General features: G+C 55.6%; 20 protein-coding genes. 12 read left to right on the top strand and 8 right to left on the bottom strand.

Translation table 11 applies throughout. The features are described 5' to 3' along the window. The first annotated feature begins 2 nt into the window (after positions 1 to 2). The 7 genes from J4E00_RS17635 (at position 3) to J4E00_RS17605 (ending at position 7090) form a co-directional block, all read left to right on the top strand. Positions 3 to 647 (top strand): hypothetical protein, encoded by a 645-nt coding sequence (locus J4E00_RS17635; RefSeq protein ID WP_208176546.1) that lies wholly within the window; start codon positions 3 to 5, stop codon positions 645 to 647. Between the two features lie 118 nt (positions 648 to 765). Next, entirely contained in the window at positions 766 to 1089 is a 324-nt protein-coding gene (locus J4E00_RS17630; RefSeq protein ID WP_208176544.1) for a hypothetical protein, read from the top strand. A gap of 3 nt (positions 1090 to 1092) precedes the next feature. Continuing rightward, complete coding sequence (locus tag J4E00_RS17625) at positions 1093 to 1494, top strand: hypothetical protein (protein ID WP_208176542.1); 402 nt, start codon at positions 1093 to 1095, stop codon at positions 1492 to 1494. Further along, positions 1488 to 1997: a hypothetical protein gene (locus J4E00_RS17620; RefSeq protein ID WP_208176540.1), complete on the top strand. Its 510-nt coding sequence runs from the start codon at positions 1488 to 1490 to the stop codon at positions 1995 to 1997. Before J4E00_RS17625 ends, J4E00_RS17620 begins: the two co-directional genes overlap by 7 nt. A 2-nt stretch (positions 1998 to 1999) precedes the next feature. Next, positions 2000 to 3595, top strand: a complete 1596-nt coding sequence (locus tag J4E00_RS17615) for a hypothetical protein (RefSeq protein ID WP_208176538.1) — start codon at positions 2000 to 2002, stop codon at positions 3593 to 3595. Continuing rightward, positions 3592 to 5733, top strand: a complete 2142-nt coding sequence (locus J4E00_RS17610) for a hypothetical protein (RefSeq protein ID WP_208176535.1) — start codon at positions 3592 to 3594, stop codon at positions 5731 to 5733. Before J4E00_RS17615 ends, J4E00_RS17610 begins: the two co-directional genes overlap by 4 nt. 910 nt (positions 5734 to 6643) lie before the next feature. Continuing rightward, positions 6644 to 7090 (top strand): hypothetical protein, encoded by a 447-nt coding sequence (locus J4E00_RS17605; RefSeq protein ID WP_208176533.1) that lies wholly within the window; start codon positions 6644 to 6646, stop codon positions 7088 to 7090. 49 nt (positions 7091 to 7139) lie between these two features. Here the strand turns inward: J4E00_RS17605 and J4E00_RS17600 are convergent, their stop codons facing one another. From J4E00_RS17600 to J4E00_RS17570, 7 genes are all read right to left on the bottom strand, one after another. Further along, the gene (locus tag J4E00_RS17600; protein ID WP_208176531.1) at positions 7140 to 7346 is read right to left on the bottom strand and encodes a hypothetical protein; all 207 of its coding nucleotides are present in this window, start codon (positions 7344 to 7346) and stop codon (positions 7140 to 7142) included. A 172-nt stretch (positions 7347 to 7518) separates the two neighbouring features. Further along, on the bottom strand, positions 7519 to 8106 hold the full coding sequence (locus tag J4E00_RS17595; protein ID WP_208176529.1) for an Abi-alpha family protein: 588 nt from the start codon (positions 8104 to 8106) through the stop codon (positions 7519 to 7521). A gap of 63 nt (positions 8107 to 8169) precedes the next feature. Then, positions 8170 to 9363 carry a hypothetical protein gene (locus J4E00_RS17590; RefSeq protein ID WP_208176528.1) on the bottom strand — a complete coding sequence of 398 codons (1194 nt, stop codon included), beginning with the start codon at positions 9361 to 9363 and terminating at the stop codon, positions 8170 to 8172. Next, entirely contained in the window at positions 9344 to 9772 is a 429-nt protein-coding gene (locus J4E00_RS17585; protein WP_208176526.1) for a hypothetical protein, read from the bottom strand. The genes J4E00_RS17590 and J4E00_RS17585 overlap by 20 nt, the downstream gene beginning before the upstream one ends. 58 nt (positions 9773 to 9830) lie before the next feature. Beyond that, on the bottom strand, positions 9831 to 10001 hold the full coding sequence (locus J4E00_RS17580) for a hypothetical protein (RefSeq protein ID WP_208176524.1): 171 nt from the start codon (positions 9999 to 10001) through the stop codon (positions 9831 to 9833). Positions 10002 to 10003: 2 nt separating this feature from the next. Further along, a complete protein-coding gene (locus J4E00_RS17575) occupies positions 10004 to 10561 on the bottom strand; it encodes a DUF6934 family protein (protein WP_208176523.1) in 558 nt (185 codons plus the stop codon). A 232-nt stretch (positions 10562 to 10793) separates the two neighbouring features. Further along, positions 10794 to 11546, bottom strand: coding sequence for a hypothetical protein (locus tag J4E00_RS17570; protein ID WP_208176520.1), 753 nt, complete (start codon positions 11544 to 11546; stop codon positions 10794 to 10796). A gap of 226 nt (positions 11547 to 11772) precedes the next feature. On the opposite strand from J4E00_RS17570, the gene J4E00_RS17565 reads away from it, so the two are divergent. The 5 genes from J4E00_RS17565 to J4E00_RS17545 all read left to right on the top strand — a co-directional run bounded on the left by J4E00_RS17565 (position 11773) and on the right by J4E00_RS17545 (position 15513). After that, positions 11773 to 12315 (top strand): hypothetical protein, encoded by a 543-nt coding sequence (locus tag J4E00_RS17565; RefSeq protein WP_208176518.1) that lies wholly within the window; start codon positions 11773 to 11775, stop codon positions 12313 to 12315. A 14-nt stretch (positions 12316 to 12329) separates the two neighbouring features. Further along, a complete protein-coding gene (locus J4E00_RS17560; protein WP_208176516.1) occupies positions 12330 to 12836 on the top strand; it encodes a hypothetical protein in 507 nt (168 codons plus the stop codon). Next, positions 12833 to 13243 carry a GIY-YIG nuclease family protein gene (locus J4E00_RS17555; protein ID WP_208176515.1) on the top strand — a complete coding sequence of 137 codons (411 nt, stop codon included), beginning with the start codon at positions 12833 to 12835 and terminating at the stop codon, positions 13241 to 13243. The genes J4E00_RS17560 and J4E00_RS17555 overlap by 4 nt, the downstream gene beginning before the upstream one ends. Before the next feature lie 3 nt (positions 13244 to 13246). Continuing rightward, positions 13247 to 14827, top strand: a complete 1581-nt coding sequence (locus tag J4E00_RS17550; protein WP_208176514.1) for a hypothetical protein — start codon at positions 13247 to 13249, stop codon at positions 14825 to 14827. Positions 14828 to 15006: 179 nt separating this feature from the next. Continuing rightward, the gene (locus tag J4E00_RS17545; RefSeq protein WP_208176513.1) at positions 15007 to 15513 is read left to right on the top strand and encodes an SHOCT domain-containing protein; all 507 of its coding nucleotides are present in this window, start codon (positions 15007 to 15009) and stop codon (positions 15511 to 15513) included. Here J4E00_RS17545 and J4E00_RS17540 read toward each other — a convergent pair. Next, entirely contained in the window at positions 15510 to 18044 is a 2535-nt protein-coding gene (locus tag J4E00_RS17540) for a hypothetical protein (protein WP_208176512.1), read from the bottom strand. The two genes, J4E00_RS17545 and J4E00_RS17540, sit on opposite strands and share 4 nt — an antisense overlap. Positions 18045 to 18173: the final 129 nt, after the last annotated feature.

The raw sequence follows: 18173 nt of genomic DNA, 5'->3' as shown, positions 1-18173 counted from the left end.
CGATGCCCACCACGCTTACCCTCACTGCGCTCGACACCACCCCGCTGGCCATCACCGTGCCCACGCGCTGGCCCGACGTGTCGTTTGCCACCTTCGTGGACTACCTGGCCCCAGCACCCGACGAGCAACGCCTACCGGCCGAAATCCTGTGCGGCCTCGATGCCGGCACGCTGGGAGCACTGGCGCTGACCGATGCCGAGTACCTGCTGAATCTGCTGGCCTTTAGCCTCGATGCCAGCGACGTGCTGGCGCTGCCGGCAACGCCTGGCCTGCCCGACGTGGGCAGCCTCAGCTACGGGGCCATGCTGGAAGTACACCAGCACCTCGAAAGCCAGCCCGACCGGCCGCCCCTGGCCAGCATGGCCTACATCCTGGCCGTGTACCGCTGCGAACTGCTCTGGGGCAAGTACAACGAGGCCAAAGTGAGTGCGGCCCATACGGCCCTGCTGGAGGCGCCCTGTACGGAGGTCTACCCGGATGCCAGCCATTTTATGAGCAGCTGGCGCAACTGGCAAAAAGGCACCAACCCAACCCCGAAGACAGCCCCGAGCTCGACGACGAAGAAATCGACGCCGGTGCCGAAGAGCTGGGCGAGCGGTTTGGCCCGCTGCTTCACCTGGATGCGGCGGCGGGCGGTGCCGTCCTGAGCTACCGCGCGGTGCTGGCCCTGGATGCTGATACCGTGCTGACCCACCTGAATTTGAACGCAGCCCGCAGCGCTTACCAGCGCCGGCTGCAGAAGCTCTACAATCCCAAAACCACCTAATGAGCGATACCACCCAACCCCAGCCCACCGAGGGCGGCCCCGTCAAGATGACACTGCAGGCCGCCGTCGACCAGCAGACCGCGAAACTGGCCCCGCAGTACGTGGCCGAGTTCCAGGCGATGCTCAGCAAAGTGCATCCGGCTTGGCTGGTCAACCCCGAAACCGAAGTGGTGTGCGAAGACAAGTTCGAAGCCGCCGCCTACCGCGTGCTGCTCGATGCCCACGACCTGACCCATATCCCGGTGCGCATCAAGGCCAAGCCCGGCACATCGCTGAAAAAGAAGATTCTCAACCAACCCCAGCCGCCCCGCCGGCCCCGCTAAGTAATGACCTACAAGCAAGTCGTCGATTACCTGAAGCAGCAGGCCACAGCCGTAGGGGCCGGCTCTTTCTGGCACGGCAAGGAAACGGCCAAGGACATCAACTACGATGCGGCCTTCCCGCAGGTGTACCTGTTTTTGGTCCCCAGCACCATTCGGGACGGCCGCGTCATCAGCAAGGTGCGCATGTGCTTCTTCGGCAACGACGAGCAGGGCTCCAGCAGTGACGAAGCCCTGCTGATTCAGGACGCCATGGACGTGCTGACGCAGCAGTTCGTGGCGGCGCTCGACGAGGATGGGCAGGGCGCCCTGGGGGACGTGGACCGCGGCCCCGTCACCCGCTCCGGTTCGACCATCGGCACGGGCTTCTTCCTGTCGTTCACCTTCTCCACGCCGGCCCTATGCTGACCTCGGCCAAAATCGCCTTTGCGCAGGCGGGCCCCGAGTTGCTGGCCGCCACCATCGAGGCGCTACGCACGCACCGGCAGCCGCCCCGGGGCCGGCCGGCCTACACCACCGGCAAGACAGCGGCGGCGCTACACTTCGAAGCCGATGACGACAGCCTGACCCTCTACGGCCCGGCCCATCTGCAAACGCTGCTCACCGGCCGGGGGCCCACCACGGCAGCCGGGGCTGGCGGCGAGCCCAAGCTCTCGGAAATCCTGGCGCAGTGGGCCGAGGACAAAGGCCTGCAGTTCGACGACCCCCGCATGACCTTCCAGCAGTTTGGCTTCCTGGCGGCCCGCAAGATGCACGAGCAGGGCTCGGCGCTCTACCGGACCGGGGAGCCCAGCGGCCTGCTGGATAAGGTGCTGACCGAGGACTACCTCGACACGCTGCTGGCCCGCATTGCCGCCGGCGAGATGACCGCCATCACCACGGCCCTCACCCACGTTTTACAAGGAAAATAACCATGGCGTTTGAAGACATCGAAATCAGGTCCGGCTGCGAAACGGACGGCGGCTGGTACGAGCTGCAGTACATGAGTGAATATGCCCAGCAGGGCGTGTACCGCCTGGTGGTGCTGGGTGCCGATGGCATCGACTACGGCGGGGCCTACGCGCCGAATGCACTGCCGTTTCGGGTATCGGGCTTGGTTGACCAAGCGTACACGGTTACCGTGCAGGAGCGCGACCTGGGCGGCACCATCACGCGGCAGGCATTTACCGCTGTTGCGCCCATCGAATGCGGCGTAGTGACGTGTACCATCGCCCTGTCAGCCCTCATCGCGCATGCTCCCACTACGCCCGGCGGCAGCGACGGCTACCTAACCTTTACCTTGAGCGGGATACAGACCACCGCCGCCGCCACGCAGGTCTACGAGCAGCCCAGTGGGGACCCGGTTGGTGCGGCGGCTGCGCACGCTAACGGCACCTGGAATACCGTGGGGCTGCCGGCGGGGTCCTTCATCCTTTACGCCAACGAGAACCTAGACGTAGGCGGTACGGGCATCGTGTGTACCCTAAACCAGCCGTTTACCATTCCGGAAGCAGCGCCCACCACGGGCTGCATGGACGAGTACGCCGACAACTACGTCCCGGGCGCCACCAGCGACACCACGCCGACCAGTTGCACCTACACGCCGCGCTGGCGCTCGGCCTGGCAGCCCATGGCCGTGCAGGTGGCCGCTGTGCCCGGGCAGCAACAGGCCTTCATCGAGGCCGAGTTGTTTATTGGTTTCCGGCCCGGTCATCCCCTCTCGACCGTGCGGCCCTATGGTGACCCGGTGCTGCTGCAGGCTACGGTCGGGCCGCAGGGCTACGCCATCTTCCGGTTGGGCTGGTTCCTGCGTCCGGAGCTGGGCGCACCCGATGGCTCAGGCGGGCGCCGCCTCGACCTGAACTCACCCGGGGCTTACGGCATCGACTTGTACGTTGGCTACGAGCTGCGCCGTACCACCGGCGAACTACTGGAGCACGGCTACGCCATCAATGCCGCCGTTCCCGATGAGCAGGTGCAATTTGATAATGCATCAGTCCTGAGTCCCTTCGCCCAACGCCCCTTGTGGCCCGGCTTTGAAACCTACCTCGTGGTGCAGTCCGCGCTGGCGGTAGGTGGCTTTGGCTCCCTGGCAAGCGAAACGGCGCAGAACCTCGACCCGGTGGTAGTGCTGCCCTGCCCGCTCAACCCGCTGCCCGTGGCCTGGCTCGCGCCCGGTGGCGGCTACGGGTATTGGGTGTTTTCCGGCAAGCCAGCGGTCAGCGACGAAGTAGAAGACGGCCAGTTCTTCAATGAAGCTAGTACAGGAGAAAAACGCTACTCGGAGCGCGGGGCCTCCCGCACGGCCATCACGGCCAGCAGCGGCCCGTTTGCCGGTGAGGCATTACTGGCCGGCCTGCGCACGCTGGCCCGCAGCCCGCAGGTGTGGTACCAACCCGTGCTCGATGGGCCCTGGGTGCCGGTCACGCTGGACTCGGGCAGCTTCGCGGCCGGCCGCCTTGGGGTGCGGCGGAAGGAAATCAGCATTACGTTCACCGAGGCAGCTCCAGCATTTTCCCAAGGCCAATGAGCACGACTACCAACGAAGTCTGGGTGCGTGGGGAACGGCTCGACCTCGACGACGAAACCGCCCTCCTGCCAAGCTTCCAGGCCAACGACCGGTCGAAACCCGATACGATACAGAGCTCGTACTCTCCCGAATTTTCGGTTCCGGGTAACACGCACAACCACCGCCTGCTACGCCAGGCTGCGGCCAGCCAGTCCACCCAGGGCGCGGCTTACGTGCGTGTGCCGGCCGTGCTCACGTCGGGTGGGGTCGAGACCCTGCCCCTGGCCATCCTGACCATCAAGGGCTACAGTGCCGGCCGGTACCAGCTGCAACTCTTCGGCGGCAACCGACGGCTCGTCGAGCAGCTGGGGGAGAAAACCCTGCGCGACCTGGACCTGAGCCGGTTCAATCACCTGTGGACGCCGGCCAACATCGCGCCCCGGCTGCCCTACGCCTACTGGGAAACCAATGGCTATGGCTACGAGATTTATGATAGGGGCAAAAATCTCGATTTCCAAAGCATCGACCCGTGGCAGTGCTACCCCAGCGTCGCGGCCTGGCTCATCTGGAATCAGATTCTGACCGATGCCGGCTTCACGGCTGACTCGCTGATGGGCGAGCCGCTGTTTGCTGCGCTCAACGTGCCAGTGGCCAACCCATTTGTGTATTCGAATGAATTTAGGGAGGCTAGAGCGTTGAATGCTGGGCTAGTCACTACGCCCACCACCAATCCGCGTGGCATTGAGCACGAATCGGAATTTGGTCCTGAGCGGCTGCCGATGGTGTATACCGCTCAAGCACCTTACCATGCACCAAGCGCCGGTGCCACTTACACAGGGGCGCGCTACACTGTCGATACATTGGGCTACTATAATTTGTCGGCAAGCGTTTTTGTGCATTTCTACTGCGATACATTATGGCCGGGCAAAGTCAGCTGCAAAGTGGAACTGCGCATTAACGGCCAGCCAATCTATCAGAACGGGGCCCAGATTGCCTATGACGAATCCAGCCACGTTGCTGGCCCGCAGGATAAAGCATTTGCCCCACGCCTCGACAGGTGGATACTACACCCCGGCGATACGGTAGAATTATTCTGGCAGGGTGATGAGTGGGATGGATTTGGGAATGTCGGCCCAACGGACCCGCTGTGGCAGGTGGGTTATCGGGGGCGGCAGTACGTGTTCCCAAACGGCGACTCACTTGATACGCAAGTGACTTTTACAGTTACCCTATTGGAAGAATTTCCGCCGGGTGGGTTGATAAAGCTCAATGAGTGGCTGCCGGATGGAGTGACACAGCTGGAATTTGTGAAAACGATAATGATATTGTTGTCTTTAACAATCACCTGCGACAACTACCGCCCTCATCTTCACCTAGCCACGGGCAATAAGCTATTGGAAAACATTCCAATAGCGCGCAATTGGTCGAATAAGCTGGATTTATTCGCCCCTCCTAGCCGATTGCCAGAGCGGGACTTAGTCTACAAATTTGGCGACTACGGGAAGCGCAATTTATTGCAATGGAAAGAGGATGAAAACGTCAAAAAAGGCTATGGGAACGGCGAAATTTTAGTGGCCGACGAAAACCTGCCCGCTGAATATGTGCTGGCAACATTGCCATTTGCCGCCAGTGAGCCCAGCGATACTGTGCCGGGTGTGTTACGCATCCTGAACTACAAGGCCAGTGATATTACCGTGCAGCCGGTTGCCTATTCCGGTGTTAAAGCTCAGCCGCGCCTAGTCTTGCGAGAAGAGGCGCCAATCAGCACCGGGCAAATTGACATGGGTAACGGGAGCTTGCAGCCGTTCACCACCTCGCTGAGCTACTTTGCCAGCGTGGGCCTAAGCCTACTGCTGGACACTACTGTTTTAAGCGTGTATTGGGCGGATTTAAAAGCAATGCTTGATGAAACCAGGTATTTGGTAGAGCAGCTTCGGTTGACTCCCGCAGATATAGCAGGACTGGACTACTCAATACCAGTGTGGATAGATGCCTTTCAGGATTACTTCGCCGTGTCACGAGTTGAAGAATATAGCCCTAGTCGAAGCACATCTGTCCACCTAGTTCGTTTATCAGCTAAACACCTCCCGCCACCTGTATTGCCAGGGGATGGGCGAGAATTCTGGCGCGGAGAGTTTTATCAAGGTGAATGGTATTGATTGCCCCACCGATTGCCCCGCGTCTTGCAGCTGAGCACCCCGAAAAACATTGTTGCACAGCCGTTGTGCACAAAAATATCGGCCCACGAAAAAGCTCCAACTGGTGAGGTCGGGGCTTTTTAACAACCTAGGCTTGAGCCAGCAACGAAGCTGCCAGCGTCTTGGCCGTCTTCGAGCTTTGGGGGTTGCGCAGAATCCGGCTTGCCAACTTGGCAACGGCAGCTGACGTGGTTTTGGTGTTTTTGCCATCGTGTGGAGGCTTAAGGTGAAACGATGGGGCAAGAATACCGGCGTAACTGGTCGGGCCGGAAACGGTGGGTCCGCTACGGTAACATAGCCAAGTTGTCCCGCTTTCAATCGGAGCGATTTGCAGGGGACTACTTGTGGCGGTGCCGGGTAACAAATCCGGGCCCGAGTCCTTACCTAGGCAAGAAATTTTGCTTGCAACTAGCCAAAAAATCAGGGTTGCTGCTTTTCCATTTATAAGCCTCTCCCACGTGCTCTGGTATCCATGTGCTAAAACAAACCCAAAAAACTTGCCCATAACTAGCCACAAAAATGAGACTTCCGCTTTAGGTAGTATGCACATCGCCCCTACTAACAGCGCCAAACAGAAGCTCCTAACCGTTCCGCGCACTCATCGGGCGCACATCAGGCGGTTTCTGGCTAAAAGCAACTCGACCTTTGACACGTCATATTATGATTTTTAGATTTCACAGAGATTGCAAAAGCATTGATGTTTCCGGCTCGGCTGCCTGTGCCGCGAACATTGCGCTACTCACTCCAATTGCCCCTTGCGGCCCACTACACCGGGTAGTTGGAGCAGTGCTAGGAACTGTGCAGCCTCATGCCAACCAAAATAGTAACATCTCCTTCGCAGCAGTATCTTGCTAAACACCTGCCCCACCAAATGACCGACGATTCATCTAAGCCTGCCAATTCCTCTAAAGAACAGACCCCACAGAACAGTCTTACGGCGGCCATTGCTCTACTTGGCGGTGCAGTATTTGCCGGGCACCCTGTTTTGCAGGGCGTAACGGTCGCTGCCGCCCCGTTCTTATCATCCGGGACCTTTGGGTTGTTGAAGTACGTGGCGGCAAGAGTAAAAGAGAAGAGAGAGAGGGCCGCTGGGCGCTTGGGTTTTGATGAATACCTGGCTACTATTGAAAAGGAGCTTAAGGGATTGCCAGCAGACTCCCCAAGACGAGCTGAGCTTGAAGCTGATGCAACAGAGGTGCGCCGTGCGCGTCATGCCGAAGAAATGAAGCGACTAACTGCCAGGCCTCAAGCAGCGCAACCGTCTGAACCATTGCGCATAGCGCTTACTTCCAAACCCGACCCGCCGAATCAAGAGTAAAGAAAAAGGCCCGGTTTGCACCGGGCCTTTTCAATGACAGGAATAGTGATTAATGTTCAACTAGCTTGGCCAGCTCTTTGACCGCCTCATGACTATATTGCTTTGGAAGCAATATAGACTCTTTTGTTCGAGAGTTTGTGACCACAAGTGATTCACTTTCAGTAGGCTTGGTTAATTTCTGCCAAGTTGAAACCAACCCATATACCGCTGCCACAGAAGCAGCAGAACTGAGTATAGCTAGAATGGCTGATTGCATGACTTTTTTTTGTAGTTGCACAAATGTAACGGACCGTTACATACTTTGGTTTAATTAAGTTGAATTTGGCTTACAATTGCCTAATTATCGTGAATAAAGGCGAACTAAGCCAACGATTGCCCCGCACAAACGGTGGCCTATCTCGGCTGCGCCGCAGATATTAAAAGGGCTTTTAGGCTGCTGGCGCCGAACAGGCTTGCATGAACTGCTTGCCGAATACGGTGGCCCCAATTTGGCTGGGGCGGTCAGGGTCATAGAACATGCCCCCTCTCTCGGTACGACCCACGCACAGGTGCAGGCGAATCAAGTTGTCAACCGACAAATTAATATCGGCATAGCTGAGCCCCAGTCCGTCGAACTGCTTGAGCATGCGCTGGCTCGCAGGAAGTCCACTACCTTTAGGGGGATAGTAGAGCGAATGTAGCAGCAGTGCATCAGCAGGCGTGAGCTGCCGCAGCACCTCCACGAACCCCGGTTGCACCGCAACCCGCTGGGCCGAATCGGCCGCATTGGCCAGCAGCGCCGCCCACCTGTCGGATAACGATTCGTCCGATTCAAGCGCTGCCGCCTGCACCAGGGGCACAAGCAGCTTCGGCTCGACGGGTTGGGGCTCGCGGCCGACATTCTTTAGCAGTTGCACGGCTGCTGTAGCCAGCCGTTGCCCACGCTCTAAGGCTGCTTCGCCCAAGCTTTTGGCCCCAGGGGAAAGGAACTGCGTGATGGCAACGGTTTCAATCAGGGTAACCAGGTCAGCGGCCATCAGGGCGAGAGATAGATGAGCGGCCAAGCTACGAAAAAGCTGATGCTTAAGAACGAAGCTTTTCTACCCCTTGCCTTTTTTTTCTTCGATAGATATAAGCTCCGGTTCGCGTAGTTCCTCAACAGTGGCTACCTTCTCTACCTCAAAGGCATTTTCGTACTTCGGCTTAATATGCAAAGTCAATTCTCCCTTTGTTGAATAGTCCCGAGCACGCAAATGCCAGTGTATTGGAAGGGTGTACTCCCGCTGGTCAGGCCGGACGTATACCTCAAGACTACGAGTGTCGCCTTGCACCCAAGGCTTATTTGACGGGGAAGAGAACCCCACGCGATTTCCGTCGACCCATGTGCCGGAATTGAACGGCCGTATCGCTGGCAACCCAAAGCTACCGCTGCTACCAGTGTTGGTATCCAGTTCTTTGAAGCTGCCCATAAATTCGAACTGTACTTTCCAGTCTTCGATGACTTGATGGCCAGAGTTAGTTAGAGAAAACCCCACCTCTTTTGTGGCATGGTTGATAGTCGAACCATAAAGCGATGTTGCCTGCATAGCCCCGATGTTTCTGAATAGAGCGGTCGATTCCATTAAGCGTCGCAAATGCCCTGGTACTGGCATAGGGGGGCGATACCGGATGGTTTGCCCATTAATTACCAATTGTTGAACCTGCGGGGGAGTATCTGGGTCATCCAGTTCATAGATTTTTATCTTTCGAACGAACACGGGCTCTATCTCCAATTCGCTAGAGGTCGCGCCAGTTTCAGTCTGGAACCCTACTTCAACCGCAAAGCTTGTCGCAAACTTTTGCTCTAGTATGTACCAGTTGTAAGTAATTCGATTCTCCTCGATTAAGTCGGCAATATCCTCCCAACAGAAGAGCAGAATCTTTGGCCCACCTGCCTGGCGGCTGGCTAGGTCAAGTTCACGCACATATTGCTCAATGACAGCATCCTTATTGGCCGTGGTGGCAAAAATCAACCCTTCTAAGGCTGGGGTAAAAGCGCGACTTTTCTCCAGTTCACTGTCGATTTCCTCCTTACTGAGACGGGCATTGGTGTAATCGTCTTTGCCTTTGCACTGAATGCCCCAGTAGCCATTTTGACCGAATGGAATGGCAGACACATCCACCCCGGCTTGCGCCTGCCCTGTCCGTCCGTTCTTCTTTATTTCGTTAGGCGCCTGCCAGATTTCACCCCACAGCTTTTTGCAGAGTGTTTCAAAATCCTGCCAGTTGGCGGGTTTACGAAGTTGCTTTTGCATGCTCGCAAGCTACCAAGAATTTATGCACAATGATTGTGCAACGGCTGCGGCGTTCAGCATGACCACTCAGGCCCACCCCAATGATTGCCCCCGCGCAAAAGGCGGCTCCCGTCGCTTCGCGCACGGTGTACTTGGCAAGGCTTTTAAGGTTGGTAGGCATCCGTCCATTGGTTCGGCGCCTCCCCAGCCGTTTCCACCGAGCCGCCTGCCGTAGCGCCCGCGCCCGGTGCCACGCTTGCCGCAATCCCAACCCCACCCACCAGAGCAGTAGCCCCGCCACCACGGGGCAGCCCACGGCCATGGCCAGCAGCAGACCGTAGCTAAGGTTAGGGACAGCGTACTGGCTCAGCAGCAGGGCGGCTAGCAGGGCGAGCCAAAGGACTAGGAAGCGGCGGGTGAAGGTGGACATGGGGGCAAAGAAAAAGCCCCGCCGTAGGGCGGGGCTTGTCTGCTATATAGGGCGTATGCTAAGCGTTTAGCGGGCGCAGGCCCCTAAACAATTGCTTAGCGCGTTCCAGTTTTTCAGGAAACATTTCCTTTCCTTTGAATGCGTTGGAAACCGCCTTCAGTTTTTTCTTCGTTGCGTTTGTCATTTCAACAGCTTTGTTTTTTTGCGTCGGCAATTTGCTAGTGTTCATGGCTATGCAAATGTAATAGGTTGCTTCTTGGAAACAAAAATAGCGTCGTATTTAACGTTACGTTGATACGGCACTACCCGTTGCAGGGCGCTAATGTAGCCGGAAAAAACATAGGTTTGTTTTAGTTCCTCGTAATTTCTGTCAACGAAGAAGCGGTACGCTTTTATGCGCCGGTCTACGTTTCGGCACCCGCCAGCGCATCGTTTGTTGGCGCAAATGGCTTTGCATTGTTCTTCAAACTCCGCGCCGCTGTCGCTCCCTTGCACGGTGATGGTAGCAAAGGGGTGCTCGGAAAAGAACGTGGGCACCGTGTTCACCACCGTGTTCAGCACGGGCCATATATCGTCGTTGTTGCTGTTCTTGTCGTCGGATATGGCGCCCGTGGCCCTGTCGTAATCTCCGAACGCTAGGTTATAGAGCCCGCCCAGCCCATACTCCATAACAAAGCTGTATTCTACGGCTTTGACGATAGATTGTTTGCCTGTGCTTTCAAAGAAAAACTTTCGGCTCTTCGGCTCGTCGTCGGCCTCTATGATGGGGTAAGTACTGATTGTCTTCATTTAAAAATTGTCTTCATTTAAAAAATGAATCTGGCCGCAAAGAAAAAGTGAGGGCAGCCGGAGGCTTAGAAAAAGCGAACCCCTCCTGCCTCTGTTGCACAGCTGACGGGGTGGCCGATAAGATTGGGTGTAGCAGGGCTACTTATTGAGGCCTAGGCAACTGACTTCGTTAAAAGTCAGCAGACGGTGAAGCGAAAAGGCCAGGCTCATTGAAAGCCTGAAGTTGCCATCTTTATGCTTGCTGCATGTATTCGTCTAGCGCCTGCTTCAACTCGCTTTCTTCGTTAGTCCTTTGCGGGAAATAGGCTATCAACAGTTCGTGTTCGCTGCCTTCATTATTTGCAACCACCTTGAATATTGTACGACCTGCATATGCAGGATTTACTTTAAACTTCGCGCCATTGTACTTATTGACAAATTGCTGAAGAATAAGCTTTTTACCCCGGAGTGACCTTCGCATCTCTACTGAGTAGCTTACCCCATCCCACTTGTCTTCAAGATTGAGGCTTAGGCCTAGTACATCACGCCACGCCCCATCAATAGCAGTTCGCTCACTAAAATTGGTTTGTTCATCAGGTGATATACCTATGAATATCCTATTGGTGCTTTCTCCGCTTGAGCTAAGCGCTGAGCATTCTACACTCTTATTATACACGCGAGGTTCATAGGTAGTAATCGAAAAGTCGCAGTCGGCTTCATACCTCAACAGAAATTGACTGAAGATGCCCAGTTTCGTTTCGCTGCTTTCACTAGCGTCTACAATATACTGGTATCTTGAATCTTGACTTTTAAAATCGTCAAGTAAAGCAGGTGCACCTAAGCGCTTACCCTCTGCATTCAGTAGTTCGCGCACTAGTGCTGCAAGCTTCATGTTGCGAGCTTCAGCTACTTGTCCAAAGTATATTTTTTCCGATTCGTTAACCTCTATATTTATTTGAGACTTACGGCTTGGAGTGCGCGGCATGGATTCGGGTTGATTCTTCATAGTGGTAGCAAAAGTAGGCAAAAATATTTTTACTAGCAATTTTTAACAAAAATACTAGGAACAAACAGATGATTGACCTATCTTTGTTCCGTTCCAAGTGGGAACACCTTCACCGACTAGAACGCAAAAAGGCCAGGCGCTAGAACACCTGACCTTCCGCAACGGCTGCTAGAACAGCCGCTACTAAGTGAGGGCCTTGACAACCCCCAATACCCCACAAAAATACATGAAAACTCATGTAAATGGGCAAGCTGCTGCTAGAACAGCCGCCCCCACCGCCCAGGCCCAGCGCTTGGCCGACCTCCGTTTCATGGTGCTCGACGCCGTGACCTATTCACCCTATGCCACGGCCGACGAGAAGGCCCGCACCGCCGCCAGCGTCGCCCGCTGCCAGGACGAGACCACGCTGCTCAAGTGGTACGCCAACGTGCTCACGGTGATATCTGACCGGGAGTTGGCCCCGCCCGTGTTCGCCACCACGGAGCAGAAGCAGGAAATCATCAAACTGCTGAACTATCCGGCCGTAAGCCGCCCGACGAAAACGAAGGTCCTGCGGGGCATCAACTGCCTGACCGAAACGCAAGCGGTGGACCTTATCGCCCAGCTCACAGCCGTCGCCTTCCCCGAACCCACACCCCCAACCCGCCCCGCTGGGGCGGGCTTGGTGGTCAACCGGCGCGGGCAGCTAGCCGTGGCGGCGCTGCTGAGCTATGCCAGCAGGGCGGTGAGCCGGGGCGGGGTGGCAACCTCCTATGGTCAGGCAGCTTAAGGGGAGGTCATGCAATGGACAGGAATCACCACGCCCACCGGGCAGCCGAACGCGGCTGGCCTGCTACGTTTATGGGCTTTACGCCCGACCAACGCGGCTATTTCATGGAGCCGGGCTTGCCTTGGCAGCCCCGCACCGACAGCCCGGCATACGTCGCCACCCCGGACCGGCGCGGCCAGCATGTTATCTGGCATTACCTGCGGTTTGCCTGTGACTACATGGCCCCGCGCTTTCCCGGTGGGACCGTGGTCAACATCGCCCCCGTCTGGCACCGGGACGAGCTGGAGGTGGGCCGGGTATACGCCCATGTGTACCAGGACGCTGCGACCAAGGCAAAACGAGCACAGGTTGGCCGGCTGGCGTTCATTGGCGGCAACTACCTGGAGTTGACCTTGGACAACGCGGCCACCGGCTTGCTCTGGCCCCTGCGGGCCGACGAAACCGAGGCAACCTGGGACGTGTACGAGGTGACGCACTACGTCGCTTATCCCGGCGAAGACGAAACGGCTGCGGGAGTATGAGCGCCGCCTTACCAACCAATGACCCCACCGCCCGGCGCGGTGGTGGGGTTACGCGGGCATGGTGGATGAGTCATCAGAATGGGCGCAAGGCCGTGCTCTACTTGATAAAGCTCTACGGCAACGGCGAAGTGTTTTACAAAATCGGCATCACGTTCAGCTTAACGCAACGCTTCCGAACCCTGCGCTTCGTGGGCTACAAGTGGCGCACGGTGGCCCGGTTTTCCAGCTGGGATGCGGGCCAGGTCTTTGACCTGGAGGCAAGGTTGCACGGCTCATGTTTTGCGCCTTACGTGCCGCTGCTAGCGTTTGCGGGCAAGTCGGAGTGCTACGCGGAATTAGCCCCGCTGCTGGCTGCCTTGCCTACTGTGGGCACCTTCATTTTACAAAACCAAGAAACTGATATTTAAATCATGCCTAAGAAACTGACACAAGCAGAATTCATCGCAAAAGCCCAGGCCGTTCATGGTCTGAGCAAATACGATTACTCCGAAACGGTATATCAGGGCTCGATGCAGAAAGTTAAAATTATCTGCCCCGAACATGGCGCTTTTGAGCAAACGCCAAATGGCCACACAAATGGTAAAGGATGTCATTTGTGCGCAAGAAAGCATGTAGTGCAAAAGCAAACGAAAGGGCTTGCGTATTTCTTAACCAAAGCCGAAGCCGCACACGGTGCGGGTGTTTACGACTATTCGCAGGTAGTGTGCGCGGGTGCAAGTCAGCAGGTTAAAATCATTTGCCCCCAACACGGCCCTTTTAACCAAACGCTTGGCAGCCATGCACGAGGTCACGGCTGCCCGCGTTGTGGCAAGGTGGAGAGGGCAAGAAAAGCAGTGCGCGACACCTCTGAATTCATTGCCAAGGCACAGGCCGTACATGGAGCTAGCCGTTATGATTACTCGCAAACGATGTATTCAGGAGTAAATTTTAAGGTTAGTATTCGTTGCACTTCACATGGCGTGTTCACACAGAAAGCAAAAAGCCACTTACGCGGCGATGGTTGCGCGAAATGTGGCGCCGCCTTAAGAGGGCAAAGCCAGCGGTTAAACACGGACTTTTTTATTGAACGAGCCCGCGCAACGCATGGCGATTTATATGATTACTCACTGGCAAAGTACACAACGTCAAAGGATAGGGTCACTATCATTTGCTCAGTTCATGGCACTTTTGAGCAACTGCCATACACACACATACTTGGTTTTGGATGCTCTAAATGCGGGTTTGAACTATCAGCAAACGCCAGCCGCTACAATACCAAAATGTTTATTGATAAGGCTCGCGAAGTGCATGAGGGAAAGTACGATTATTCAAAATCTGCCTATGTGTCAAGCCAGGTTAAATTGAAAATAATTTGCCCCGAACACGGCGAGTTTGAACAAGTCCCCGGCAATCATTTGCAAGGTAGCGGTTGTAATAAGTGCGTCCGTAATGAGTGGGATGAAGTTTCATTTTTAGATAAATGCCGTGAGTTGTGGCCTCTTTTTGATTTTTCTAAAACGAAATACAGCGGACTGAGCAACAAAGTGGTGTTTAGTTGCCCATTGCATGGTGAGGTTGAAAACTATGCAGGCGGCTTATTATTTAGTCAACGCGGTTGCGCTGATTGCGGAAAATCAAGACAGCCGGGCTGGAGCCGTGCGGCGTGGGTGAGCGCACAACAAGGCAGAGTGCCAACTTTGTACCTAGTCAGAATGTGGAAAGGCGAAGAAGCGTTCTATAAGGTCGGAATTACGTATACTAGTGTCGCTACCAGATTCAAAAAAATACCTTACAATGTTCAGTTGCTGGCATTGTACTCGGGAAATGAACCAGGAAGTGTGTATGACTTGGAAAAAAGCATAAAGCGTCAATGCAAGGATTCGCGCTATATGCCAAAAGAACTGTTTGGCGGGAGGCATGAATGCTATTCAGAAAGTAGCCAAGTCCTTCCGCTTCTGCCGCTCAGCACAGAGGTTTTTTCAGTGCCTTTACCTGTGCGTATTATGCTTTGAAAAAGCCCCGACTGGTTAAGGTCGGGGCTTTTTCGTGGGCTTTGGCCATTTCCCTGAAAAGTCAATCGCCCGTAAATCGGAGCGAAGCTCGATAGGCTTCAGAGCGGCCGCAGGGCAATCGTTGGGGTGCGGCGAGTGTTGCCCGAAAAACGGGCAAAAGATTTTTGGTAGCTTCGGGCATGAAAAAGCTACTCCTTTTCTACCTACTGGTTGCTGGGCCAGTTGCTGCCAGTGGTCAAATCATTGGGCGACCTATTAAGACTTATACTTCTCGGCTAGGTACGACAGTGCACGCTGGGGATACACTCTTTTTTACACACGGCCAACGTGAGGACGGCTCATTTAAATACGCCTCTATTCCACGTCAAGTAATGGCTACAGAGTCGAGCCTTCCTTCTACTTGGAATGGCCGCAAGGCAGTGGTGAAAGAGATACGCGAGATACCATATAAGACAGGCTCTGTGTACACTGTCGTATTTAAGTCAGGTATGCTTAATGCTGTTATTGATTTCAATTCTGCTGAAGAAACGGGCGAAATCAGAACGGCCAACAATCAAAAGAAAGCCACCCCTGCCACGACAGGCGGGGTGGCTGATGAGTTGATTAAGCTAAGGGCGCTGCTGGACAATGGCACGCTTACCCAGGCTGAGTTTGACGCACAGAAGGCCAAACTGCTAGCCCGTTAACTACTGGCAATCGAATCGGTGTAGGCGGCGCGGCCCTCGGCTGCTTTGAAGTCGGACCACTTAGTTACTGGTGGGTTCTTTCGTAGGGCCTCGGCTACTGAAGCACCTAAACGGGCGTAGTCAATTGGCGCTACGCTTGGCCCTCCCCCTTGTTGGCTCAGCAAAGGCGCAGCGATACCACCTAGGGCCATGTGGCGAAAGAGCGGGCCGGCAGGCAGCAGGGCCCGGCCACCACCGAGTTCATTTAGGTGGCTTAGGATGGGGAGGAAAAGCGAAGTAGACCGCTTATTAATCACCGCTTCGCCGCCCTCCAACTCTCCCAAGTGTGCGCCGTTCTGGTGCCACAGTTGCACGCCGCCTTGAGCATGGGAGGGGCCGTCTACCACTAGGCCGCCCTGAGCAAATTTGGCCTGGCTCTGCTTTAGCGCTGCCTCCAATGGCGCTGTAGCCGCTGTGACTGCGGCTATTATACCCAATGCCCTAAAGCCACCTGTTGCTCCGAAAGTTGCTATGCTGTCAGCAGTTGCGAAACTGTTGACAAGTATTTTAATCTGGGCAGCATAAACCTCTTTGCGCACGCTATCAATCAGCATTTCTAGGCTTCGCTTGGCAAAATCCTCAATCGTTGCTCCTGATGTTGTAACGGTTTCATAGAAAATGTCAAGCAGGTTGCCTGCCATCTGTTCGGCTAGCGCAATGCGCTTATCGTGTTCGCTCTTTTCTTTTTCGGCCACTTTTTCAATTGCAGCGATTTTGGCTTGTGCGGCTTGGCGCTCCAAAGCCGTGGTGTCTTGGCTGTAGTGCTTGGCTAGCACAATACGGGCGGCAACGCTGCCCTGCTCGATAAGCTGCAACTGATTCTCGTATTCCTGCTTAGAAACCTTGCCATCACCATAGCTCTGCTCAATGGCCAATCGGCGTGTTTCAAGACTGCGGGTTAATAGCGCTATGTCGGCCTGTAAGGCTGCGGAGTCCTGCGCCTTCTTTTCGTCGATAACCCGTTGGTTTGAGGCAATTCGCAGTTGGTCGCCTTTGAGCTGGTCATCCAGAAACTTTGCGGCTGCGGCTTCTCGGCTTAAGCCAGCCGCGTTTTCGGCCTCGATACGCTTTAGCATGGCCTCGTCCAGTGCTTTGCGGGCTGCCTCAGTCTTCGCCGCCGCCTCAGTTGCCAGCGAGTTAATCTTATTCTGCAACTCGGTAGAAAGCGTTTCGCTTTCCTGAATCGTCTTGGCTCGTTCGCTTCGCAGGTCGGCCATTGCCTGTTTATCCTCGTTGGTGATGTTGCCTTTGATTCGCTGCTCTGCTTGCAGGTTGTTGATTTTATCCTGCTGAAGCTTGAGTTGGGCCGCAAGCAGCCCGTTTTCTATTTGCGCTGCCTGCTTCGCCGCCACGGCACGGACAGCAGTGCTTTTCGTAGAATCGTCGCTCAGTTTTTTAAGGCTTTCAATCTTGGCCCGGCTCTCGTCACGTTCGACGTTCAGCGCCCGTTCAGCGGCGCGAATCCGTTGGGTTTCACCCGTAAGCTGCTCCTGTGCCGTGGCCGCGTTGCCTAGCTCTGCTACGAGCGCTTTTGCCTTTGCCGTGCCGTCCGTGATACCGGTAGTAAGCTGGATAAGACCATCGGTCAGCTTGCCAAAATCCCGGTTACGGATGGCATCCACTAGCACCCCGAATGCTTTAAATCGGTTGGCTACGTTCGTTTCCAAGAAACTTACCAAGTCCAATACCGCCTGCTTAGGGTCGGTGAATACGCGCAACATGGCCTCGCCGATTGGGGCAACGATTTTCAGCAGCACACTGAAAGCAGCGCCCACAGCGGCCGTTTTGCGCTCCACGAAATCCATGCCTTTCTGTGTGCTGGTCAGAAAGGTATAAAGTGTGCCCAGCAAAGCGATAACGGCGAACAATGGAATGGCCAGGAAGGCTACGCGCAGGGCTTTGGTTACGCCGGTGGTTTCGGCCGTTACAAAAGCCGTGAGTTTTTGGGCCGCCGCGTACTTTTCCTGAACGCCGGATAGCCGCTCGGTCACGGACCCAAACAGGCCGCTTTCTTTGGCCGCCCCCAAAATGGCCTCTTTGTAGGCCCCCACCCCGCGCCGGTTGTCCCCCACTTTTTGTCCCGCTTCCAATAGGGCCTTATTGGTGGCTTCTAACTCGGCCGTGAGCACCTTGCCCGCTTCGCTGGTGGTGCGCTCGGATTCGCTCAGGGCGTTGTACTGCGTAGTGAGCAGCGCGGCTTTGGCTTTGAGCTGGTCAACCGAACCCGTGGCGCTGGTCATCATGGCGCGGTAGCTGGTGAGGGTTTTGGTGAGGGCCGATTGTTCTTGCTGCTGACCCTTTAGCTGTAGTTGTAGCTTAACTGCCTGCTGGTTATACGCCTCATCGCTTAGCCGTCCTAGCTCTCGCTCTTTGGTGAGTGCGGCTTGGGCTTTTTTGGTGGCCTCTATTTCGCTGGCAACCTTGGCAATCTGTTTTTCGGTTTCGCCCTCATCGAGTTGCACGCGCAACACAACAACGTTTTCCTGTCCCATAGTCGAATAGCATCTGATTCTCACCAAAGCTACCCAGCACCCAAACCGGCATAGCAACGCCGCCTCAACCTTTGTTGCACAGCGCCCCAACGGCTTCATAGCTGCTCGACGAAGCCCGCCGCCTGGGAG

The organism is Hymenobacter negativus (genome assembly GCF_017571495.1).
Lineage (GTDB): Bacteria > Bacteroidota > Bacteroidia > Cytophagales > Hymenobacteraceae > Hymenobacter > Hymenobacter negativus.
This window is presented reverse-complemented; position numbering and strand designations above follow the sequence as displayed.